At 67.6% G+C, this 22459-nt stretch carries 22 protein-coding genes; 7 read left to right on the forward strand and 15 right to left on the reverse strand.

The annotated features are described in order from the left end of the window. Nucleotides 1-46 precede the first annotated feature (46 nt). From AC5P56_RS14220 to AC5P56_RS14230, 3 genes are all read left to right on the forward strand, one after another. Complete coding sequence (locus AC5P56_RS14220; protein WP_041863210.1) at nucleotides 47-775, forward strand: response regulator; 729 nt, start codon at nucleotides 47-49, stop codon at nucleotides 773-775. A gap of 6 nt (nucleotides 776-781) precedes the next feature. Beyond that, nucleotides 782-2191 carry an ATP-binding protein gene (locus AC5P56_RS14225; RefSeq protein WP_032956880.1) on the forward strand — a complete coding sequence of 470 codons (1410 nt, stop codon included), beginning with the start codon at nucleotides 782-784 and terminating at the stop codon, nucleotides 2189-2191. A 176-nt stretch (nucleotides 2192-2367) separates the two neighbouring features. Next, the gene (locus AC5P56_RS14230) at nucleotides 2368-5394 is read left to right on the forward strand and encodes a ligand-binding sensor domain-containing diguanylate cyclase (protein WP_288494561.1); all 3027 of its coding nucleotides are present in this window, start codon (nucleotides 2368-2370) and stop codon (nucleotides 5392-5394) included. A gap of 162 nt (nucleotides 5395-5556) precedes the next feature. On the opposite strand, the gene rnt is transcribed toward AC5P56_RS14230, so the two are convergent. From rnt to pstS (AC5P56_RS14285), 11 genes are all read right to left on the reverse strand, one after another. Next, a complete protein-coding gene (rnt, locus tag AC5P56_RS14235; RefSeq protein ID WP_032956522.1) occupies nucleotides 5557-6207 on the reverse strand; it encodes a ribonuclease T in 651 nt (216 codons plus the stop codon). 131 nt (nucleotides 6208-6338) lie between these two features. Next, nucleotides 6339-6860 (reverse strand): HvfX family Cu-binding RiPP maturation protein, encoded by a 522-nt coding sequence (locus AC5P56_RS14240; protein ID WP_032956524.1) that lies wholly within the window; start codon nucleotides 6858-6860, stop codon nucleotides 6339-6341. Between the two features lie 24 nt (nucleotides 6861-6884). Next, entirely contained in the window at nucleotides 6885-7640 is a 756-nt protein-coding gene (locus AC5P56_RS14245) for an HvfC family RiPP maturation protein (protein ID WP_014646535.1), read from the reverse strand. Beyond that, the gene (locus AC5P56_RS14250) at nucleotides 7633-8508 is read right to left on the reverse strand and encodes an HvfB family MNIO-type RiPP peptide maturase (RefSeq protein ID WP_032956527.1); all 876 of its coding nucleotides are present in this window, start codon (nucleotides 8506-8508) and stop codon (nucleotides 7633-7635) included. Before AC5P56_RS14250 ends, AC5P56_RS14245 begins: the two co-directional genes overlap by 8 nt. Further along, a complete protein-coding gene (locus AC5P56_RS14255; RefSeq protein ID WP_014646537.1) occupies nucleotides 8495-8848 on the reverse strand; it encodes an HvfA family oxazolone/thioamide-modified RiPP metallophore in 354 nt (117 codons plus the stop codon). The genes AC5P56_RS14250 and AC5P56_RS14255 overlap by 14 nt, the downstream gene beginning before the upstream one ends. A gap of 237 nt (nucleotides 8849-9085) precedes the next feature. Next, nucleotides 9086-9793: a phosphate signaling complex protein PhoU gene (phoU, locus tag AC5P56_RS14260; protein ID WP_005408787.1), complete on the reverse strand. Its 708-nt coding sequence runs from the start codon at nucleotides 9791-9793 to the stop codon at nucleotides 9086-9088. Nucleotides 9794-9869: 76 nt separating this feature from the next. After that, nucleotides 9870-10700: a phosphate ABC transporter ATP-binding protein PstB gene (pstB, locus tag AC5P56_RS14265; protein WP_005408788.1), complete on the reverse strand. Its 831-nt coding sequence runs from the start codon at nucleotides 10698-10700 to the stop codon at nucleotides 9870-9872. A gap of 19 nt (nucleotides 10701-10719) precedes the next feature. After that, on the reverse strand, nucleotides 10720-11583 hold the full coding sequence (gene pstA / locus AC5P56_RS14270) for a phosphate ABC transporter permease PstA (protein WP_014646538.1): 864 nt from the start codon (nucleotides 11581-11583) through the stop codon (nucleotides 10720-10722). Further along, complete coding sequence (gene pstC, locus AC5P56_RS14275) at nucleotides 11583-12551, reverse strand: phosphate ABC transporter permease subunit PstC (RefSeq protein ID WP_005412771.1); 969 nt, start codon at nucleotides 12549-12551, stop codon at nucleotides 11583-11585. Before pstC ends, pstA begins: the two co-directional genes overlap by 1 nt. A 79-nt stretch (nucleotides 12552-12630) precedes the next feature. Continuing rightward, the gene (gene pstS / locus AC5P56_RS14280; RefSeq protein ID WP_049405775.1) at nucleotides 12631-13719 is read right to left on the reverse strand and encodes a phosphate ABC transporter substrate-binding protein PstS; all 1089 of its coding nucleotides are present in this window, start codon (nucleotides 13717-13719) and stop codon (nucleotides 12631-12633) included. 414 nt (nucleotides 13720-14133) lie between these two features. Then, nucleotides 14134-15150: a phosphate ABC transporter substrate-binding protein PstS gene (gene pstS, locus AC5P56_RS14285; protein ID WP_049405778.1), complete on the reverse strand. Its 1017-nt coding sequence runs from the start codon at nucleotides 15148-15150 to the stop codon at nucleotides 14134-14136. A 554-nt stretch (nucleotides 15151-15704) separates the two neighbouring features. Here pstS (AC5P56_RS14285) and AC5P56_RS14290 point away from each other — a divergent pair. Then, nucleotides 15705-16937 carry a porin gene (locus AC5P56_RS14290; protein WP_014646541.1) on the forward strand — a complete coding sequence of 411 codons (1233 nt, stop codon included), beginning with the start codon at nucleotides 15705-15707 and terminating at the stop codon, nucleotides 16935-16937. 81 nt (nucleotides 16938-17018) lie between these two features. On the opposite strand, the gene nth is transcribed toward AC5P56_RS14290, so the two are convergent. Genes nth through AC5P56_RS14305 form a run of 3 tightly spaced genes read right to left on the reverse strand, consistent with a single transcriptional unit; the run spans nucleotide 17019 to nucleotide 18851 of the window. Next, nucleotides 17019-17711 (reverse strand): endonuclease III, encoded by a 693-nt coding sequence (nth, locus tag AC5P56_RS14295; protein WP_014646542.1) that lies wholly within the window; start codon nucleotides 17709-17711, stop codon nucleotides 17019-17021. After that, nucleotides 17711-18064: a hypothetical protein gene (locus AC5P56_RS14300; RefSeq protein ID WP_049442206.1), complete on the reverse strand. Its 354-nt coding sequence runs from the start codon at nucleotides 18062-18064 to the stop codon at nucleotides 17711-17713. The genes nth and AC5P56_RS14300 overlap by 1 nt, the downstream gene beginning before the upstream one ends. A 4-nt stretch (nucleotides 18065-18068) precedes the next feature. Next, the gene (locus AC5P56_RS14305; RefSeq protein WP_049407492.1) at nucleotides 18069-18851 is read right to left on the reverse strand and encodes an enoyl-CoA hydratase/isomerase family protein; all 783 of its coding nucleotides are present in this window, start codon (nucleotides 18849-18851) and stop codon (nucleotides 18069-18071) included. 167 nt (nucleotides 18852-19018) lie between these two features. Between AC5P56_RS14305 and AC5P56_RS14310 the strand changes: the two genes are divergently transcribed. The 3 genes from AC5P56_RS14310 to AC5P56_RS14320 all read left to right on the forward strand — a co-directional run bounded on the left by AC5P56_RS14310 (nucleotide 19019) and on the right by AC5P56_RS14320 (nucleotide 21600). Further along, nucleotides 19019-19720: an FKBP-type peptidyl-prolyl cis-trans isomerase gene (locus tag AC5P56_RS14310; protein ID WP_014646545.1), complete on the forward strand. Its 702-nt coding sequence runs from the start codon at nucleotides 19019-19021 to the stop codon at nucleotides 19718-19720. 177 nt (nucleotides 19721-19897) lie between these two features. Further along, the gene (locus AC5P56_RS14315) at nucleotides 19898-20701 is read left to right on the forward strand and encodes a CoA pyrophosphatase (RefSeq protein WP_032960242.1); all 804 of its coding nucleotides are present in this window, start codon (nucleotides 19898-19900) and stop codon (nucleotides 20699-20701) included. Beyond that, on the forward strand, nucleotides 20698-21600 hold the full coding sequence (locus tag AC5P56_RS14320) for a sulfurtransferase (protein ID WP_032960239.1): 903 nt from the start codon (nucleotides 20698-20700) through the stop codon (nucleotides 21598-21600). The genes AC5P56_RS14315 and AC5P56_RS14320 overlap by 4 nt, the downstream gene beginning before the upstream one ends. A 262-nt stretch (nucleotides 21601-21862) precedes the next feature. Here AC5P56_RS14320 and AC5P56_RS14325 read toward each other — a convergent pair whose 3' ends face one another. Then, nucleotides 21863-22429, reverse strand: a complete 567-nt coding sequence (locus AC5P56_RS14325; RefSeq protein WP_414611643.1) for an N-acetylmuramoyl-L-alanine amidase — start codon at nucleotides 22427-22429, stop codon at nucleotides 21863-21865. Nucleotides 22430-22459: the final 30 nt, after the last annotated feature.

The following is a 22459-nucleotide window of genomic DNA, read 5'->3' on the forward strand; positions in this document are numbered from 1 at the left end:
CATTGCCCCGGATGCGGTTCAGCTGCCGACACGGGATGATCGCGACATGGAGACTGAAAACCCGATGCATCGACTGCTGATCGTCGACGACGACAACGACATCCGCACGCTGCTGGCCGAGCAGCTCGGCCGCGCCGGTTACCTGGTGAGCACGGCGGCCGATGGCACCGCCATGCGCCAGCTGCTGGACCGCGAGCACGTGGACCTGATCGTGCTCGACCTCAACCTGCCGCGCGAGGATGGCCTGACCCTGTGCCGTGACCTGCGTGCGCGTTCGAACACGCCGGTGATCATGCTGACCGCACGCGCCGAGCCGATCGATCGCGTGCTGGGCCTGGAAATGGGCGCCGATGACTACCTGGCCAAGCCGTTCGAACCGCGCGAGCTGCTGGCACGCATCCGCAACGTGCTGCGCCGGACCGAGGCGCTGCCGGCCAACCTGGAGCCGCTGGCGGTGCGCCGTGCGCGCTTCTCGCGCTGGGTGTTCGACCTGGAACATCGCCACCTGGTCGATCCGGATGACCGCGTGGTGGTGCTGTCCGGCGCCGAGTTCCGCCTGCTGCGGGTGTTCATCGCGCACGCCAACAAGGTGCTGTCGCGCGAGCAGCTGGTCGCGCTCAGCAGTGGCCGCAACTACGAGGCACAGGACCGCGCGATCGACCTGCAGGTCAGCCGCCTGCGCAACAAGCTGGGCGACGACGGTGGCCCGGACGGACTGATCAAGACCGTGCGCAACGAGGGCTACGTGCTGGCCTCCGCGGTCAACCTGGAATAAGCCGCGATGAAGCGCCTGCGCCATTTCCTGTCCTCGATGGTCGGGCGGTTGTTCGTGATCCTGCTGCTGGGCATGGCGGTGGCTGCGATCGGCGCGACCATGCTGGCCACTTCCAAGCGCCAGCAGGAGTTCGAGCGGCAGAACCTGAACCGCATCGCCGACCGCCTGCAGGGCTACGTCAACCTGCTGGACGGCAATCCGGAGCTGCGCGAGCGCCTGCTGGCGATCGGCGGGCCGAGCGTGCGCGCGCTGCAGCCCGGAGCCCGCCTCGGGCGTGCCGACACGGCGCTGATGGAAGTGCTGGAAGACCGCCCCGGACCGGTGTCGCGCGCGCATGTGCACTTCGCTTCGTTCCGCTCCTGCATTCCCAAGCTGCAGGACCTGCTGCCGCCGCCACCGCCGGGTCACCGGCGGCCGCCGCGCGAACGCGACCCGGCGTTCATCCCGCCCAAGTGCCGCGCGGTGGACGTGACCCTCAACGACGGCACGCTGCTGAAACTGGCGCTGGACTCGCCGGCGGTGGCGCACAACGGCATCCTCGCCGTGGACCCGTGGTTCCTGACCCTGCTGGTGCTGGCGATTGCCGTGCTGGCCTATATCGTTGCGCGCATGGCCAGTGCGCCACTGCAGGAACTGGCCGCCGCTGCCGAGGATCTCGGCGACGATCTGCAGCGCGACCCGTTGCCATTGCGCGGGCCGCGTGAAGTGCAGCGCGCCGCCGAAGCCTTCAACGCCATGCAGCACCGCCTGCAGCGGCACCTGGCCGAACGCACGCAGATGCTGGCGGCGATCACCCATGACCTGCAGACGCCGCTGACCCGGTTGCGCCTGCGCCTGGAGAATGTCAGCGACGAAGCCCTGCGCGAGCGCCTGATCGGTGACCTGGCGGCGATGCAGGCGCTGGTGCGCGAGGGCCTGGAACTGGCCCGTAGTGCCGAGAGTGCCGAGCAGCGCGCCGCACTCGACCTGGATTCACTGCTGGAGAGCATCGTCGAGGACACCGCCGAAGGCGGCGCCGACGTGGTCTTCGAGGGGGGCAGTGGTTCGGTGCTGATGCTGCGTCCGCTGGCCATGCACCGCCTGTTCTCCAACCTGGTGGACAACGCGGTGATGTACGCGCAACGGGCGCGGGTACGGGTCGAGCGCAGCGGCGGTGCGATCACCGTAGTGGTGGCCGATGACGGCCCCGGCCTGGCCGAAGAGCAGCTGGAGGCGGTGTTCGATCCGTTCGTGCGGGTGGAAACCTCGCGTTCGCGCCAGACCGGCGGGGCCGGCCTGGGCCTGACCATCGCCCGCGCCCTGGCCGAGAAGGACGGCGCGCGGCTGTGGCTGCGCAACCGGGCCGAAGGTGGCCTGGAGGCGGTGGTGCAGTGGCCGGCCAGTGCCCAGGTGGTGGCGCCCGGCCGCGCCGGCTGAGCCGGCGGGCCGCGGACGGTGACGCCGGGGCCGGGGTTTGGCCTATCATCTGCCCATCTCCCCAGTCTCCCCTCGATGAGCCAGCCCGTTCCCGCCGGCATGCCAGTGCGCGCTGCCCGGCTGTTCCCGCACGCTGCCGCGCCCTGCAGCCGCACCTGGCCGCCGCTGCTGCGGTGATGGGCGGGCAGGGGGACGAGGGGCGCTGGGTGGAGCGCCGCGCATCAGGATTCAGGCGGGCACTGCGGCAGGGCCTGCTGTGGTTGCTGCTGGCCCTCGCGCTGCCGCTGGCGGCACAGGAGGGCGCGCCCCCGCTGCGCGACTACGCCATCGATGTATGGACCTCGCGCAACGGCCTGCCGCACAACTCGCTGCGCGACATCGCACAGACGCCGGAGGGCCATCTGTGGTTCGCCACCTGGGAAGGGCTGGTGCGCTACAACGGACTGGACTTCACCGTGTTCGACCGCAGTACGCGCCCGGGCCTGCGCGACAACGGCATCGGCGCACTGTTCGTCGACCGCCAGGGCGGGCTGTGGATCAGCGATTCGCGCGGCAACGTCAGCTACCGCGGCAGCGACGGCCAATGGCGGGTCTGGGAGCACCAGGCCGGTACACCCCAGGTGCTGATCCAGTCCATGCAGATGGACAGCCAGGGCCGGCTGTGGCTGCTGTACGAAGGCAAGGGCATCGGCTACCTGACGCCGGATGCCGGCATCGTCTACCAGGCACCGGCGGCGGACTTGCCGATGGCGATGAGCTTCACCAAGCTGGTGGTCGATGCACAGGACCGGGTATGGGTCGGCACGCTCGACGGGCTGGTGCTGCGCGACAACGACGGCGTGCTCAAGCGCGCGCCCGCCGCGTGGGGGCTGGGCGCCGGCAGCGGCCTGTCGTGGCCGTACCGGGCACCGGATGGCGCGCTGTGGATCGTCGCCGGCGAGCGCCTGTACCGGGTGGAGGACGACGAGCTGGTGCTGGTGCACCGCCTGCCGGGCCAGCTGCACATGACCTCGATGCTGCAGGACCGGCATGGCGATCTGTGGCTGGGTACCGAGAACCAGGGCCTGCTGCGCATTTCCGCCCATGGCCTGGAGCGGCTGCCGGCCGGCCTGAACCTGCCGGGCGGACGCGTGGTCAGCCTGCGCGAGGATGCCGAAGGCAGCATCTGGGTGGGAGCCAATGGGGGCCTGTACCGCCTGCGCGAAACACTGTTCAGCAGCTTCACCGAGCGCGATGGGCTCAGTGGCGACTACGTGCGCACGGTGTTCGAGGATCGCGACCGCCAGCTGTGGGTCGGCAGCGCCAGCGGCCTTGACCTCCAGACCCGCGACGGTCGTTTCCGCGCGGTGCCGCTGCACAACCGCGGCGGCAAGGCGCCCTCGGTACTGAGCCTGGCACAGGGGCCGGACGGTGACCTGTGGGTGGGAACCTTCGGCGACGGCGTTTACCGGCTGGGTCGCGATGGGGGCCTGCGCCACAACTATGCGGCGGCTGACGGCATGCCGGGCGGCAACATCCGTGCGATCACCGTTGACCCGCAGGGCGTGGTCTGGGCCGGCACGCAGAAGGGCGTGGTGCGCATCGACGGCGACCGGGTGCAGGTCTCGAACGTGCCGGGCATGCCCGGCGGCCTGATCACCGCGCTCGAGCATGACCACCAGGGCAACCTGTGGATCGGCACCATCGAAGGCATCCGCGTGCTGCGTGGCGACCACGTGCAGTCGATCGACCTGGCCCCGCTGGGGGGCGGCCGCAGCGTGTTCGGTTTCCACCAGCTGGGCGATGCGATGTGGATCAGCAGTGATCGTGGCCTGTACCGCTGGCGCAACGGTGCGCTGGCGCGGGTCGGCCTGGAGCAGGGCATGCCGGTGGACGCGGTGTTCCAGCTGGTGCCGGACCGCCTCGGCAATGTCTGGATCAGCAGCAACCGTGGTGTGCTGCGCACCGACATGGCCACCCTCAATGCGGTGGCCGATGGCCGCACGCCGCGGGTGGTGCTGGAGCGCTACAACGAGATCGACGGCATGGCCAATGCACAGGCCAATGGCAGCTCCAGTCCATCGGCGATCCTGCGCCAGGATGGCACGTTCTGGGTGGTCACCGCCGGTGGCCTGAGCACGGTCGACCCGCAACGCCTGCAGCGTTTCCGCGAGCGGCCATCGCCGCCGGCGGCGATCGAGAGCGTGCAGGTGGATGGTGCGCCGGTGCACTGGGAGGGACCGGATCGCAATTACATTCCCGGTGGCCGCCGGTTGGCGGTGAGCTATGTCGGCCTGAGCTACCTGATGTCCGACCGGATCCGCTACCGCACGCGGCTGGACGGCCTCGATGCCGGCTGGGTCGAGCGTGGCCCGCAGCGCAGCGTCGAGTTCGTTGGCCTGCCGCCGGGCGACTACACCCTGCATGTGGCTGCGGCGCATCCGGGCGGCAGCTGGGGACAACAGGAGGCGGTGTGGAGCTTCAGCGTCGAGCCGTTCTGGTGGCAGCGGCGCAGCGTGCAGGCGCTGGGCGGGCTGTTGCTGCTGGCCGGCCTGGTGGCACTGTACCGCCTGCTGCTGCAGCAGCTGAAGGCCAGCAACCTGCGCCTGGCGCGGCGGGTGGACGACGCGACCTTCGACCTGCAGGCCAAGACCGTGCACCTGCAGGCGCTGAACCAGGAAAAGACCGAGCTGGCCGAACGCCTGGCGCGCCAGGCCGAAGCCTTCGAGCGCCAGGCCCGCGAGGATGCGCTGACCGGGCTGGCCAACCGCCGCGGCTTCGACGAGACGCTGGCGCGTGACTTCGCCCGTTCGCAGCGCAGTGGTCATCCACTGTGCCTGGTGGTGCTGGACATCGACCATTTCAAGGACGTCAACGACCGCCACAGCCACAGCATCGGCGATGCCGTGCTGGTGCAGGTGGCGACGCTGATCGCAGCCGCCAGCCGCGACTCCGACCTGCCGGCGCGAACCGGCGGCGAAGAGTTCGCGCTGCTGCTCAACGACACCCGCCTGGAGGAAGCCGCGCAGCTGTGCGCGCGCCTGCGCGGCCTGTTCCATGACCACCCCGACTGGGCCGGTGTGGAAGGCCTGCGCGTGACCTTCAGTGCGGGGCTGGTGGAGCTGGATGCCGACGACCGCACCCCGGCGCTGCTGTACCAGCGCGCCGACCGCGCGCTGTACCGCGCCAAGAGCGACGGCCGCGATCGCACGAGCATTGGTTGATCGCATCCACGCATGGCGTGGATCTACTGTGCGGCGATTGATTCGCCACCATGCATCGATGGAACGACGTCGGCCTGTAGAGTCGAGCCGTGCTCGACCACCGCGCGGCAGCGCGGAAAAAGGTGCAGCCGAGCATGGCTCGGCTCTACAGAAAGCGCTGTCTTACCGCGGCCAGGCGTTGGCGATGGTGCAGAACAGCCGCGCGGTCTGCTCGGTGTCATATACCGCGCTGTGCGCTTCATTCGCATCCCAACCCAGCCCGGCGGCAGTGGCCGCACGCGCCAGCACGGTCTGGCCGTAGGCGATACCGGCCAGGGTGACCGTGTCGAACACGCTGAACGGATGGAACGGGTTGCGCTTGTGGCCGGTCCGCGCCACGGCCGCGTTGACGAAGCCGAGGTCGAAATGGGCATTGTGGCCAACCAGGATCGCGCGCTGGCAGCCGTACTTCTTCATCGCCGCACGCACCGGAGTGAAGATGTGGTCCAACGCCGCTTTTTCTTCCTTGGCCAGCCGGAACGGATGGTCGAGGATGATGCCGGTCACTTCCAGCGACTTCGGGTCGATCTCCAGGCCCTCGGCCGGGACCACGTGGGCACTGGCGGTCTGGCCGGGGTAGAGCAGGCCGTTCTCGTCCATCTCGATCGGCACCGCAGCGATTTCCAGCAGCGCGTTGCGCTGGCTGTCGAAGCCGCCGGTTTCGACATCCACCACCACCGGCAGGAAGCCGCGGAAGCGTTGTGACATCGCGCGCTGCGCCTGGGGAAGTGCGGAATCGGGAACGGCGGCAGGTGCGGGGATGGGGTCAGTCATGCGTGAATTCTATCAGAGCGGCCCTGAGCGCCCGGCCACGCAGCCCATGCCAGCCACCGTGGTGGCACGAACGCAGAACCCGGTAGGTGCCAACCTTGGTTGGCACATGACGCGCCGACCAAGGTCGGCATCTACCGAACCGCTGGCCGCGCAGGTGTGGCCGAGGGAGACCACCGCGCCAACCAGGCGTCCACGCTCAGCTTGCCGGCGCCGGTGAAGATCAGCGGCAGCAGCATGGCCATGAACAGCACCGGCAGCTTGAAGTTGCCGAAGCCCTGGTCGCTGATCGCATAGCCCATGGCCAGGTCGGCCAGCGAGTTCCACTCCATCGGCCAATGCACCGCATAGGTGGCCACCACGGTCAGCACCAGCAGGCTCGCGGCGGCGAAACGGGTGCCGAAACCGAACAGCAGGCAGGCCGCCCCGAGCAGTTCGAACCAGGTCGCCAGTTGCCAGTTCAGGGTGGCCGGCAACTGGTCGAACGGGAATGGAAAGGCGTCCTGCAGGTCGGCGAACCAGTTCTGGCCGCGCAGCTTCTCGCGGCCGGATTCGAAGAATTCCCAGGCCAGCAGCAGGCGCAGGCCGAGCGGGGCCAACCAGGGGGCGAGACGGTCCAGCTGGTCACGCGCGGCGGCCAGGGTCGGAAGGTTCATCAGGGGATCTCCGCAAATGGGGTGTCAGGGCGGGGCGGTGAGCGGGCCGATCACGCCGGCCTGCAGGAACTGCCGCAGCAGCGCGGCACCGGGGCCGGCCAGCGCGTCTTCGGCCAGCCCATGCGTGGTGGCGAGGCGTTGCAGGTACGTACGGCCTTCCAGCCCAGGCTGTTCACCGATGCTGGACAGCAGGTGCACCGCCAAGGGGCTGAGCGCGGCGAATCGCACTTCACCGTCGGCTTCGCGGCGGACCAGCAGGCCGGTGGGTTCTGGGAGGGGCTGGGTCGGCGCATCCTCTGCACCGAGACGGTGCACCGGCCACTGGTACAGCAGCGGCCACGCCAGCGGCGAACGCTGCAGCGGCACCCGCAGCGGATCGACATCGCCAGGCGCAGGAAGTGGCTCGGCCTGCAACTGGTACAGCGCGGTTTCCACCCACTCGTAGTGGGCCAGTTCGGCCAGCGCCGGGTGCGGCAGCTGCGGCTGTGCCTGCAGCCACTGCACGAACTCGGCGGCCAGCTCGGTGAACAGGGGGGTCTGGCAGCGATGGGTGGCGAAGTAGTGGCGCACCAGCGCGCTCCATGCCGGTTCGCCGAGCAGGCGGACGCAGACCGGGAAACCGTTGCTCAGGAGCCCGAGCAGGTTGTTGAACAGCAGGTGCTGGTACACCGCCAACCGGCGTGCATCCAGGCCGGCTGGTGCCGGCACCGCCTGTGGATCGCGCAGGTGCGCGGTGAACGCGTGCTGCTGCGCGCGCAGGGTGTCGATAGCGTCAGCCATGTGCAGCCCCGGCGTGTGCGGCCTGCAGGCGGCGGATGGTCTGCAGTTCGCCCTGCAGTTCCGCATAGGGCGGGAAATTGAAATCGCGTTCGAGCAGGGTGGGGCGTGGGCCGATGCGAGCATAGGTACGCGCCAGCAACTCCCAGACCGGATCAATCACCGCGCTGCCATGGGTATCGATCTTCAGGTCGGGTGCCTCGTCCAGGTGCCCGGCCACGTGCAGGCAGACGATACGCTGCGCGGGCAGGCCGGCGATGAAGGCATCGGCATCGTAGCCGTGGTTGCAGGCGTTGACGTAGACGTTGTTGACGTCCAGCAGCAGGTCGCAGTCGGCTTCGGCGAGCACCGCATTGGTGAACGCCAGCTCGTCCATCGCCGGTTCCGGCGCCAGGTAGTAGGACACGTTCTCCACCGCGATGCGGCGGCCGAGCAGGTCCTGCACGCGGCGGATGCGCTGCGCGGTATGGCGCACGGCTTCGTCGGTGAAGGGGATCGGCAGCAGGTCGTACAGGTGGCCGTCGTCGCTGCAGTAGCTCAGGTGCTCGCTGTACAGCGGCACGCGGTGCTTTTCGAGGAACCGGCCGACCTGCTCCAGCAGCGGGGTGTCCAGGGCGGCACTGCCGCCCAGCGACAGCGACAGGCCGTGGCAGCTCAGCGGATGGCGGTGTGCCAGTTCGGCCAGGGCATCACCGGCCGGGCCGCCGACATGGATCCAGTTCTCCGGCGCGCATTCCAGGAAGTCGAAGTCGCCTGCCGGAGCGTCACGCAGATCCTGCAGCAGCGCCCGGCGCAGGCCCAACCCTGCAGCCGCCGCGCGAAGCGGCGACTGCGGGTGGACGAGGCTGGCGCGGACGTCAGTGCTTGCCACCGCACTTGCCTTCGCCGCACTTGCCTTCAGCCGACTTCGTGTCGCCGGTCTTGGCCTTGGCGCCCGCTGCGCCGGCAGCCTTGCCCTTGTCGGCACCGCACTTGCCTTCGCCGGTCTTGCCGTCGGCACCACACTTGCCTTCGGCGTGCTTGGTCGCGTCGGCTGCCATCTTGGTATCGGCGGCCTTGGCATCGGTGCTGGCCTTGGCTGCCTGGCCGGCCACCAGGTAGCCCTGGGCGAGGTCGCTCATGCTCAGCGCCGAGGCGCTGGCGGTCATGCCCAGGCCGGCGGCCAGGGCGGTAGCGGTCAGCAGGGACAGGGTCTTGTTGGAACTGCTCATCGGTCTTACTCCTGGGTGGTGGGCAGGTGCCCGGGGTGAATCGATGGTGCAGCGATCCTACTCAACGAATCCTCGCCAAGAACTCAAATTTTCGTGAGATCTGTTACAGAAGCATCCGGCAGGTCCGCACCGGGCACGCGTGGCGCCCACAATGCGGATGAAACACCCCAAAAAAGAAGGCCGCTGTCACCAGGACAGCGGCCACCTTGGAGTCGACTCCGGTGTTGCAGTGCAGCGTCAGGGCTGGCCGGTGCTGGAGGTCTCGTCGCGCTTTTCACGCGGTGGCAGCGGCTGCTCGCCATGCACCAGGAACCATACGTTCTCGGCGATGTTGGTGGCGTGGTCGCCCACGCGCTCCAGGTTCTTGGCCATGAACAGCAGGTGCGTGCACGGGGTGATGTTGCGCGGGTCTTCCATCATGTAGGTCAGCAGCTCGCGGAACAGCGCGGTGTACTGCGCGTCCAGGCGGGCGTCGTCCTCACGCAGTTCCAGCGCGGCATCAGCATCGTTGTCGCGGTAGGCGGCAATGGCACGCCGGACCTGCTGCGCGGCCAGGCGGCCCAGTGCACGCAGGCCCTGGATCTGCGGCAGCGGCGGCACCTTGCCCAGCGCGATCGAGCGCTTGGCGACGTTGGCAGCGTAGTCACCGATGCGCTCGATGTCGGCCGGAATGCGCAGGCCGGCAAGGATCTCGCGCAGGTCGCGCGCCATCGGGCCACGCAGCGCCAGGCGCATCACGTCGTGGCTGATCTGCTGTTCCAGCGCATCGATCGCCTCGTCGTTGGCGATGATGCGATGGGCAGCGTTCTCGTCGCGCTTCTCGATCACGTCCATCGACGCTTCGAGCTGGGCGACGGCCATCTCGCCCATGCGCACGATCTCGGCCACCAGGCGCTGCTGCTCTTCGTCGTAGCTCTTGACGATGTGGTCGTTGGGAAGGTTCATGGTTGTTCCACTCTGTAGAGTCGAGCCACGCTCGACTGATGGTGTCTGCAGGGTCGAGCCGTGCTCGACTGACGTTTCAGCCGAAGCGGCCGGTGATGTAGTCCTCGGTCTGCCGCTGCGACGGCTGCGAGAAGATCACTTCGGTGCGGTCGTGCTCGATCAGGTCGCCCAGGTACATGAAGGCGGTGTAGTCGGACACGCGAGCGGCCTGCTGCATGTTGTGGGTGACGATCACGATGGTGTACTCGTGCTTGAGTTCTTCCACCAGCTGCTCGATGCGGCTGGTCGAGATCGGATCCAGCGCCGAGGTCGGCTCGTCCAGCAGCAGCACCGACGGGCGCAGGGCCACGGCACGGGCGATGCACAGGCGCTGCTGCTGGCCGCCGGACAGGCCCAGTGCGCTCTGCCCCAGCTTGTCCTTCACTTCGTCCCACAGCGCGCCCTGGCGCAGCGCCTGCTCGACGCGGTCGGCCATGTCGGCCTTGCTCAGCTTCTCGTGGTGGCGGATGCCGTAGGCCACGTTCTCGAAGATGGTCATCGGGAACGGCACCGGCTTCTGGAACACCATGCCGACCTTGCTGCGCAGGCGGTTCATCGGGTACTTCGGCGACAGGATGTTCTCGCCGTCCAGCAGCACTTCACCGCGCGCTTCCAGCTTCGGGTACAGCGCGTAGATGCGGTTGAAGATGCGCAGCAGGGTCGACTTGCCGCAACCGGAAGGACCGATCAGCGCGGTCACGCGCTTTTCCGGGATTTCCAGGTTGATGCCCTTCAGGGCGTGGAACTTGTCGTAGTAGAAGTCCAGTCCACGCGCAGCCAGCTTCACCGGCGACGGCGTGTGCAGGCTCTCGTGCGAGGACGGCACGGCGATGCGCTGCATCGGCACGGCGTTGGAAAGGTCGTTCATGGCGTTATCCACGGAAAGGTCAGTCATGGGAGATACGGTTGCGCAGCAGGATGCCGCGGGCGGCAAGGCTGACCAGCAATACGAAGACAGTCAGCACCAGGGCACCGGCCCAGGCCAGCACCTGCCAGGATTCATACGGGCTGCCGGCGAACTGGTTCATCACCACCGGCACCGAGGCCATCGGCTGGAAGATGTTGTTGTTCCAGTACTGGTTGCCGAAGGCGGTGAACAGCAGCGGTGCGGTCTCGCCGGAGATGCGGGCCAGTGCCAGCAGGATGCCGGTGATGATGCCGGCCGAGGCACTGCGGTACAGCACCTGCACGATCACCTTCCACTGCGGGATGCCCAGCGACAGGGCCGCTTCGCGCATCTGCGAGGGCACCAGGCGCAGCATCTCGTCGGTGGTGCGTACCACCACCGGCAGCACGATGAAGGCCAGCGACAGCGCACCGGCGAACGCCGAGAAGTTGCCGCCGGTCTGCATCACGTACAGGGTGTAGACGAACAGGCCGAGCACGATGGACGGGGCCGACAGCAGGATGTCGTTGACGAAGCGGACCACGGTGCCGGCCTTGCGGGCGTTGCCGTACTCGGCCAGCCAGGTGCCCGCCAATACGCCCAGCGGGGTGCCGATGCCGATGGCCAGCGCACACATCACGGCGCTGCCGAAGAACGCGTTGGCGAGGCCGCCTTCCTGCATCGGCGGCGGCGTCATCTTGGTGAACAGATCCAGGTTGATGCCGGCCAGGCCCTTGGAGGCCAGGGTGAACAGGATCCAGCCCAGGAAGAACAAACCGAACAGCGCGGTGGCGCAGGAGGCGGTGATCGCAACGACATTGCCGATGCGGCGGCGCAGGTACAGGGAGTCAGCGGTGCTGGACATCAGTTGCCCTCCTTGCGGGACAGGCGCATCAGCATCAGGCGGGCGATGGCGAGCACCACGAAGGTGACGATGAAGAGGACGAAGCCGAGCAGCAGCAGGGCCGAACGGTAGGTTTCAGTGGCTTCACCGAAATCGTTGGCGATCAGCGCAGCAATGGTGGTGCCCGGTTCCAGCAGCGACGGCGACAGGCGCACGCTGTTGCCGATCACGAAGGCCACCGCCATCGTCTCGCCGAGGGCGCGGCCGAGGCCGAGGAAGATGCCGCCGATCACCGCCGAGCGGGTGTAGGGCAGCACGATGTCCCAGCTCACTTCCCACTTGGTGGAGCCCAGCGCATAGGCCGATTCCTTCAGGCGGGTCGGCACGGTCAGGAACACTTCGCGCATCACCGAGGAGATGAACGGAATGACCATGATCGCCAGCACGAAACCGGCGGTGAGCATGCCGATGCCCAGCGGCGGGCCCTGGAACATCGGGCCGATGATCGGCCATTCGCCCAGGGTCTCGTTGAGGAACGGCGTGACGTACTCGGTCATCACCGGCACCAGCACGAACAGGCCCCACATGCCGTAGATGATCGAGGGAATGCCGGCCAGCAGTTCGATGGCTGTGCCGACCGGGCCACGCAGCCAGCGTGGCGCGACTTCGGTGAGGAAGAAGGCGATGCCGAAGCTGACCGGCACGGCGATGACCATCGCGATGACGGCGGTGACCAGGGTGCCGTAGATCGGGGCGAGCGCGCCGAACTTGTTTTCGACCGGATTCCAGTCGGCGGAGAAGAAGAAGCTCAGGCCCTGCATCTGCAGGGCATGGCGGCCGCCCCACAGCATCGACAGCGCGGCGCAGGCCAGGGCGATCAGGACGAAGATGACGGTGCCGACCAGCACCCATCGGAACAGTTTGTCGTTGCGGGCATCACGCGCATCACGCGTGGACGGGGCGGCTACAGGCTGGGCGATGGCATTCATGGGGACGGCAGGGCCAGGAAGGGGCGGGGCGGCACGGCGTGGAAGCGGTGCCCGCGCGGGGCGGGCACCGTCGAGTCCGTCACTTCAGGTCGGTCGCCCAGTAGGCCTCGATCTGCTTGACCAGTTCGGCCGGCAGCGGCACGTAGTGCAGCTCGTTGGCCTGGGCCTGGCCGTTCTCGAAGGCCCACTTGAAGAAGGCCAGGGTGTCCTGGTTGCGCTTGGCGTCCTTCGGCTGCTTCTGCATCAGCATGAAGTTGGTGGCGGTGATCGGCCACGCCTGCTCGCCCGCAGCGTTGGTGATGACCAGGTTGAAGTCCTTGGCGCTGGCCCAGTCGGCGCTGGCGGCCGCCGCGGCGAAGGTTTCCGCGCTGGGCTCGACCCAGTTGCCGGCGGCGTTCTGCATGGCGGTGTACGGCATGCCGTTCTGCAGCGCGTAGGCCAGCTCGACGTAGCCGATGGAGCCCTTGATCTGCTTCACGTACGAAGCGACGCCTTCATTGCCCTTGCCACCGACGCCGTCCGGCCACTGCACCGAGGTGCCTTCGCCGACCTTGCTCTTCCACTCCGGGCTGACCTTGGACAGGTAGTTGGAGAAGTTGAAGGTGGTGCCCGAACCGTCCGAACGGTGGACCAGGGTGATCTTGCCGTCCGGCAGCTTCACGCCCGGGTTGGCGGCGACGATGGCCGGATCGTTCCAGGTCTTGACCTTGCCCAGGAAGATGTCGGCCAGCAGGGCGCCGCTCAGGCGCAGCTTGCCGGCTTCCAGGCCTTCGATGTTGACCACCGGCACCACGCCGCCGATGGCCGACGGGAACTGGGCCAGGCCGGCCTGTGCCAGCTCTTCGCTGCTCAGCGGCTTGTCGGAGGAGCCGAAGTCGACGGTGCCGGCCTTGATCTGGGCGATGCCGCCGCCGGAGCCGATCGACTGGTAGTTGATCTTGGCCCCGGTGGTGGCGTTGTAGTCGGCCGACCACTTGGAGACCAGCGGGAAGATGAAGGACGCGCCCGCGCCGGACACTTCGGCGGTCACCTTGGCACCGGCAGCGGCCGGGGCAGCGGCACCGTCGGCCGCCGGCTGCTGCGCGGCCTGCTTGTCGCCACCGCAGGCCGACAGGCCCAGGGCGATGGCCAGGGAAAGGGCGGCAAGGCCGGCCGAGTGCAGTTTCATGGTCACTCCATAGCGGGGAAGAGCCGACGTGGTCGGCGGATGCGGCTATGAAATGATGTTTTTGTTACAGCCGTATTACGACCATGACAGAGGTGTCCTGGATCACGTTCTGACAAGGGTTTCACCGGGTTGGCCCATCCGGCAGAGCCCCGGAGACCCCGGATCTGCGCACCGGTATGGCGGCCGGTTGGCCCTTGTGGAGTCAAGCCATGTTCGATAGCTCCCTGCCCTCGGTAGGTGCGGACCGTCGGTCCGCACGCTCCAGCACCCAGCCGAGCGTGGGCTCGGCGCTGCAGAGGCAGATGCATGCATCCCCGAAAACAAGAAGAGCGCGAGATCTCGAGGATCTCGCGCCCGGTTGGGGCCGGCGGGGGAGAGAGGACCCGCCGGCCCCGTTCCTGCGGGGGAACGTGCTTACTTCAGGTTCTGCGACCAGTAGGTCTCGATCTGGCGGACCAGGCTGTCCGGCAGCGGCACGTAGTCCAGCTGGCGGGCCTGGGCGTCGCCGCTCTTGTAGACCCAGCGGAAGAACTCCTGGGTGGCCTTGCCGTTGGCAGCGTTCTTCGGCTTCTTGTGCACCAGGATGAAGTTGGTGGCGGTGATCGGCCAGGACTCGGCGCCCGGGGCGTTGGTCATCACCAGGTAGAAGTCCTTGGCGCTGGCCCAGTCGGCGCTGGCGGCAGCGGCGGCGAACGATGCATCGCTCGGCTGCACGAACCTGCCGGCAGCGTTCTTCATCGCCGTGTACGACAGCTTGTTCTGCAGTGCGTAGGACAGCTCGACGTAGCCGATGCCGCCCTTGATCTGCTTCACGTAGGCAGCAACGCCTTCGTTGCCCTTGCCGCCGATGCCGGCCGGCCACTGGACCGAGGTGCCTTCACCGACCGAGCTCTTCCACTCCGGGCTGACCTTGGACAGGTAGTTGACGAAGTTGAAGGTGGTGCCCGAACCATCCGAGCGGTGCACGACGGTGATCTTGGCGCTCGGCAGGGTCACGCCCGGGTTCAGCGCGGCGATGGCCGGGTCGTTCCAGGTCTTGATCTTGCCCAGGAAGATGTTGGCCAGCACGGTGCCGTCCAGCTTGAGTGCGCCCGGGCCAATGCCGGCCACGTTGACCACCGGCACCACGCCGCCGATCACCGACGGGAACTGGGCCAGGCCCGAGGCGGCCAGTTCTTCCGGCTTCAGCGGTGCATCGGAAGAGCCGAAATCAACGGTCTTGGCCTTGATCTGCGCAATGCCGCCGCCGGAACCGATCGACTGGTAGTTGACCTTGTTGCTGGTGGCAGCGTTGTAGTCGGCCGACCACTTCGACATCACCGGGTAGATGAACGAGGCGCCCGCGCCGGTGATTTCAGCGGCGTTGGCGGCGAACACGGACGACGCTGCGAAGACGGCAACGGCAACGCGCGACTTGAAGGCGTGGATCACGGGGTGGCTCCTGGGTTGATTGGAATGCGGGGTTACCCGCCCGGCGCACATTCCATAACGGTTCGATGACAGCGCGGGGACCGTTGTATGACGCATCCGTTACAGCGCTGGCTGACGCTTGCGCAGCGCGGGCCGTGAAGGTTTCGCGCAGCGGCTGAGGCGGTCGTGCGGGCACAAGGGAGGTGCGCCGGCGCCGGCTGCGGTCACCTTGCATAGGTGGCCGATGAGGTGACGGCTGCCTCCCTTCGCGCGGTCTGCGCCTGGCGTTGCGCAGGGATTCCGCGTCATCCGCGCGAAGCCGGGCGGTGCGGACCAGGGTGACCCGGCGGCTTGCCCGCGTGTCGGTGCCGATACACCACGCCATGGGGCGCAACGGATCGATAAGCATGTGCGCGCAAATGAGTCGTACGCATGACCGCACGAAGAAATCTGGGGTTGGTGCTCAATCTGTCATTCGGCTGTCATGGTTTTAACGGAACGTTCGCAAAACGCTTGACCGGCCTGCCGGCGTGGCGTTCTGCCCAAGCCATTCCAACCCTCTGGAGAAATCCAAAATGCGTTCCCATTTGCTCGCCGCCGCGGTCGTTGCAAGCCTCGGTCTGGTTTCCGCCGACGCCTTCGCAGCCCCCGCCAGCTCGGGCGTGTCCCAGGCACAGTTGCAGCAGCTGCAGGCACAGATCGCTGCGCTGCAGGCCCAGGTCCAGCAGTTGCAGAACGATTCGCAGGCGCTGCAGGCGCAGTCCGACGCGCAGTCCGAAGTGAACATCACCCAGGCGCAGGCCCTGGAAGGTGCGCAGAAGACCCAGACCAGCGTCGACAAGCTGGCCAAGCTGGTCAATGACAACAAGATTGGCGGTCGCATGTTCTTCGACCTGACCAACATCGACAAGACCAGCAACGGCAAGGACACCGCCGCCAGCGGCACCGGCCTGGACGTCAAGCGCTTCTACCTGACCGTCGACCACAAGTTCAACGACATCTGGTCGGCCAACCTGACCACCGACTTCCAGTACAGCTCGGCCATCGGCAACACCGAACTGTTCGTCAAGAAGGCCTACGTGCAGGGCAGCTTCGACCCGGCCTTCAACCTGCGCGTCGGTGCCGCCGACATGCCGTGGATCCCGTACGTCGAGAAGTTCTACGGCATGCGCTATGTCGAGAACACCCTGACCGACCGCCTGAAGTACGGCAACTCGTCCGACTGGGGCCTGCATGGCTTCGGCAACCTGGGCAACAACTTCAACTACGCCGTCTCGGTCGTGTCCGGCGCCGGCTACAAGAACCCGACCCGCAGCAAGGGCATGGACGTGGAAGGCCGCGTGGCCTACACCCCGAACGAGAACTTCGTGGTCGCCGTCGGCGGCTACAGCGGCAAGCTGGGCAAGGAAACCGACATCCAGAGCGCCGAGAACACCTACACCCGCGCCAACGCGATGGTGGCCTACGCCGACAGCAACTTCCGCGTCGGCGGCGAGTACTTCCAGGCCAAGAACCTCAACAACGTGCTGACCGTTGCCACCGACAAGACCAGTGGCTGGTCGGTGTGGGGCAGCGTGCGCGTGACCGACGGCGGCATCAACGTGTTCGGTCGTTACGATGACACCGACGTCAGCAAGACCCTGGACCCGACCCTGAGCGACAAGTACTGGAACGTCGGCGTCGAGTTCCCGGTCATGAAGAACCTCAAGCTGTCGACCGTGTACAAGTACACGCACCTGGCCAACGCCAGCGACAAGAAGAACGACAAGACCAAGGAATTCGGCGTCTGGGGCGACCTGTCGTTCTGATCTCCTGAAGCACCCTTGTCCATACACGCGGACGGCGGGCCTGGTGCCCGCCGTCTTCGTTTCGTCACAACACGATCCGCGTCACGTCTCGGCTGTGGTCTTTTCCTTGAACCGGCACAGGTCGGCGATCACGCAGCCCGGGCAATCCGGCTTGCGCGCCTTGCACACGTAGCGGCCATGCAGGATCAGCCAATGGTGCGCGTCGAGCAGGAACTCGGCCGGAATCACCTTCACCAGCGTGTCCTCCACTTCGCGCACGTTCTTGCCGGGGGCCAGGCCGGTACGGTTGGAGACGCGGAAGATATGCGTATCCACCGCCATCACCGGCTCGCCGAAGGCGGTGTTGAGCACCACGTTGGCGGTCTTGCGGCCCACACCGGGCAGCGCTTCCAGCGCTTCGCGGTCGCGCGGCACTTCGCCGCCGTACTTCTGCAGCAGGATCGCGCAGGTGGCGATCACGTTCTTCGCCTTGGCGTTGAACAGCCCGATGGTGGCGATGTACGGCTTCAGGCCATCCTCACCGAGCGCGAGGATCTTCGCCGGCGTGTTGGCGACCGGGAACAGGCGGCGGGTGGCCTTGTTGACGCCGACGTCGGTGGCCTGGGCGGACAGCGCCACGGCCACCAGCAGTTCGAACGGCGAGCTGTACTCAAGCTCGGTCTTCGGGTGCGGATTGAGCTCGCGCAGGCGGGTGAACATTTCCACCACGTCGGCGCGCGGCATGCGGCCGCCGCGCCGCGCCGGTGCGCGGGCAGTCTTCTTCGCGGTGGCCATTACGGCTCCTTGCCGGTGACGCGGGCCTTGGCCCGGGCGAGAATCGCGGCCGCCGCGGCGGGCAGGGGGGGCTTCACGTCCGGCGCCGGGGGCGGGGTGCGACGTGCATCGCGCTCGGCTTCGCGGCGGGCCAGGCGCACCGCGCGGGCGCGATAGCGTTCGCGTGCGGCCCAGGCCGTACGCAGTTGCTGCTGGGCCTGCTGCAGCCGCTGCGGAAGGTCCGGGTGGCCAGGCAGCAGCTGTTCGTCGCCGGCTCGGGCGACGTAGTCCATCAGCCCCGCCTGCAGGGCGCCATCGAGATCGTCTGCCTGGACCCGGGCGAACAACTGCGCGGGGTTGGGTCGGGATGCCATGGCGTCAGCGGTTCTGGAAGGCCGGCGGGCGGCGCTGCAGGAAGGCACTGGTGCCTTCACGCATGTCCTCGGTGGCGAACAGCAGGCCGAACTGCGCACTTTCGTATTCCAGCCCGGCCTCCAGGCTGCACTCGCCGCCCACGTGCACCGCGTCGAGCAGGCCACGCAGGGCCAGCGGCGCTGAGCGTGCCAGCTGGCGGGCGACGTCCTGTACACGGTTGTCCAGCGCGTCGGCCGGCACGACTTCGTTGACGATGCCCAGTTCCAGCGCACGCGCGGCGTTGATCGGCGCCCCCAGCAGGCACAGCTCCAGGGTGGCGGCGCGGCCACACAGGCGCAGCAGGCGCTGGCTGCCGCCGAAGCCGGGAATCAGGCCGAGATTGATTTCCGGTTGGCCGACCTTGGCGGTATCGGCGGCGATGCGCAGGTGGCACGCCATCGCCAGCTCAAGCCCGCCGCCCAGCGCGAAACCGTTCACGCGCGCGATGACCGGCTTGGGCATGCGTTCGATCTGGCGCATCAGGGCCTGGCCCAGCAGCGAGAAATCACGTCCCTGAACGGCGCTGAGGGTGTTCATTTCCGCGATGTCGGCACCGGCTACGAAGGCCTTCGGGCCCGCCCCGGTCAACACCACCACGCGCACCTCCGGATCGGCAGCGGCGTCCCTGAAGGCATCGGCCAGCGCCTGCAGGGTCGCGGCGTTCAGGGCATTGAGCTTGTCCGGGCGCTGGACGGTCACGGTGCGGATGGCGCCTTCGTCGGCAACAGCGATCAGGGCATCGGCCACGGGGAAACTCCTGGAACGTTAAAAAAAAGTGATATTGAACTCTGCAAACGCAGACGGGTCATAGCCTGCATCGTGAGTAGCGGTTACACGTTGCGCCCGTTATCCTAACCCGTCGCCTCAGGGCGGCGAAGAACGTCCCTGAGTTACCACCCCTGGAGAACTGTTTGATGAAGTTGCGTTCTATCGCGGTCGCCGTCGCGGCCCTGGCCCTGACGGGCAATGCCTTCGCCCAGGACATCGCGTCCGAGAAGGGCAAGCTGAGTTATTACTTCGGTTACGACTACGGCAACAACCTGGCGGAGCTGACCGGTCGCGGTGAGCAGCTGGACATCAACTCGGTGGTGAAGGGCCTGCAGGATGCCTACGCCAAGAAGCAGCCGGCGATCACCGCCGAGCAGCTGAAGCCGGCCGTTGAAGCGTTCCAGAAGCGCGAGCAGGGCCGTGCCCAGGCTGCCAAGGCCGAGTACGAAAAGGCGGCTGCCGAAAACAAGACCAAGAGCGATCAGTTCATCGCGGCGAACAAGGCCAAGGCCGGCGTGCAGTCCCTGCCGAGCGGCGTCCAGTACCGCGTGATCGAAGCCGGCAAGGGCGCCAAGCCGACCCAGGCCAGCACCGTGCAGCTGGAAGTGGCCGGTCCGTTCCCGTACGGCCAGCGCCCGACCGAAGCCCGCCCGGCCCAGCAGATCCCGTCGATCAAGGTCAGCGAAGTTGAAATGAAGGCCATGCGCGAGACCCTGCTGCAGATGCCGGCCGGCTCGAAGTGGGAAGTCACCCTGCCGCCGGACCAGGCCTACGGTGCCGACCCGCGCACCCCGTTCCCGCCGAACGTGGCTGTGCAGTTCGAGATCAAGCTGGTCAGCGTCAAGTAAATCGAAACAGCAAACGAAACGCGCCGGTGATCCCACCGGCGCGTTTCTGTTTGTGCAGCCCCTGGCGGTGAAACGCCCGCGCTGCGCGCGAGCGTCGACTGACAGTCGACTCTACCGTTGGGCCGGGCCACCCGCGCAAATTCAGCCCGATCGCGCTACTGTTGCCGGGTGCAAACAATGGAAGAAACGGCGCGTGTTGTCGCAAGTCCCTGCATCGGAGTGTGCACGCTGGATCCGTACCGGCAATGCACCGGCTGCGCGCGGCATATCGATGAGATCGCGCGGTGGTCGTCGATGAGCAACGAGGAACGCAGCCGCATCCTGCACCGCGTGCAGCCCCTGCGCGAACAACTGCAGCAATCGCTGCGTGGCTCGCTGGCCGACCACGAGCGACTGATGCGCGCGCTGCACCCCTTGGCCCAACCGCCGGCCGGCGACGGCTGGAACCGCAGTGAGCTGATCGACCTGCTGCCGCCCGGGCCTCCGGTGGAGGCTGCGGTGCTGGCCGGCATCGTCCCGCGCGCCAACGGCGCACAGGTGATCCTGACCCGCCGCACCGAAACCCTGCGCACGCACGGGGGCCAGGTCGGATTCCCCGGCGGCCGCACCGAGCCCGATGACCGTGACGCATTGGCGGCCGCGCTGCGCGAGAGCCAGGAAGAAATCGCATTGGCGCCCGGCCAGGTGCAGGCGCTGGGGTATCTCGATCCCTTCGTCACCATCACCGGCTACCGGGTCACGCCGGTGGTGGCGGTGGTGGATCCGGATTTCGTGCCGGTGCCGCAGCCCAGCGAAGTGGCCGAAGTGTTCGAGGTGCCGCTGGATTATCTGATGGCGCCCGACAGCCTGCGCCAGGTCGAAATCACTCATCGCGGCCGGGTCCGCCACGTCCTGGAGTATGGCTGGCCGGGGCAGCGCATCTGGGGCGCGACCGCCGCCATTCTCTACAACCTGCGTCGTCGCCTGGAGCAAGTGAAATGAAGCCGATCGATCCGCCGTGGACCACCCTGGTCGATGTCACCACCCTTGCCGCTGCGCTGGGCGCAGGCGTGCGCGTCGTCGACGCGCGTGCCACCGCCAGCACCGCCGTGCGCGTGGTCGATGCGCGTGCTTCGCTGGCCGATCCGCAGGCTGCGGGCGGCCAGTATCTGGCAGGGCACATACCGACTGCGGTGCATGCCGATCTCAACCGTGATCTGTCGGATCTGACCCGAAGCGGCCACGGCCGGCACCCGCTGCCGGACAGCGATGCGTTCGCCGCGAAGCTCGGCACGTGGGGCATCGGTCCCGAAACCCAGGTGGTGGTCTACGACGGCAGCGACGGTAGCATGGCCGCCTCGCGCCTGTGGTGGCTGCTGCGGCTGATCGGGCACACCCGGGTGGCCGTGCTCGACGGCGGTATTGCCGCCTGGCAGGCCGCCGGTCACGCGCTGGCGAGCGGGCCGACTGAAGTGACGGTGTTACCTGCCTACCCGGGCCGTTTCGACACCACCCAGATCGCCAACGCCGATGAAATCAGCGCACGGCTGAAGCACGCGCCGGGCTGGTTGGTCGACGCGCGCGCGGGTGAGCGCTTCCGCGGTGACGTCGAGCCGCTGGACCCGGTCGCCGGCCATGTGCCGGGCGCGGTCAACCGCCCGTTCGCCTTGAACGTACTCGATGGCCACCTGCGCGACCCACAGGCGCTGCGCGCCGAACTGCAGGGCGTGATCGGCAACCGCGATCCGCAGCAGGTGGTGCTGATGTGCGGCTCCGGCGTGACCGCCTGCCATCTGCTGCTGGCGATGGAAACGGCGGGCCTGTCCGGCGCGCGCATCTACGCCGACTCCTGGAGCGGGTGGGTCAGCGACAGCAGCCGCCCGGTGGCGACCGGCGCCTGAGCCGCGCGGGGTCGGATCCGTTTTCCAACGGAGAACGGTTCTGACCCCATCAACCGAAAATCGGGTCAGAGCCCGTTGCGTAGCAACGGGATCCGACCCCGTGTCGATTCGAAGGATCGCGGAGAACTGTCGAAGGCGGGGTGGGGCCGGTTGCGGGGGTGTCCGCAACCGGACCCACCCCGCCATCCCACGGAATGCCAGCGTTTGACGTTGACGTTGACGTTGCCGTTGCCTCTGCGGGTGCAGGGCGCAGCCCTGCCGCTTACCCAACCGGCTGCAACGGCACCTTCGCCAGCACCCGCGCCCACGGGAACAGCGGCCCCGGATCGCGCTTGCGCGCCACCGTCAACGTCGAATCGTCGCTGGCCGGCACCCGTTCCAGGTCCAGCTGGTCATGCCCGGCAATCCGTCGCAGCGACGGGTAGTGCGCCACTAGCGCCAGCAGCAGCTGTTCCAGCGCCTGCAGCTGTGCCTCGGTGTACGCCTCGTCCATCGCCTGGTGGCGGCTGTCGAACCAGTCCGGATAGCGCCCGGTATTGACCAGCTCGATGCCCAGCGTATGCGCGTTCATGCCGCGCACGTGATGGGCCACGCGTTCCGGTGCCACGTACTGCACCACGCTGCCATCGCGGTCGATGTAGAAGTGCCCGCTGTTGCCGGCGCCGCTGTCGTACAGCACGCGCTCGCCGTACTCGCGGGCCGTCGCCAGATCGGGCAGCTCGGTGCAGTGGATCACCACCATCTCCAGCGTGGCCGGGTCGCGCAGCGGCAGTCGGTCGTGGTAGGGCAGGGGCTGCAGCTGCAGGCCGGGCAGGAGCGGGTTGGGCATCCGGCGATGCTAGCATTGCGGCATGAACCT

It is taken from the genome of Stenotrophomonas sp. YJH_SMC_131, from assembly GCF_059367975.1.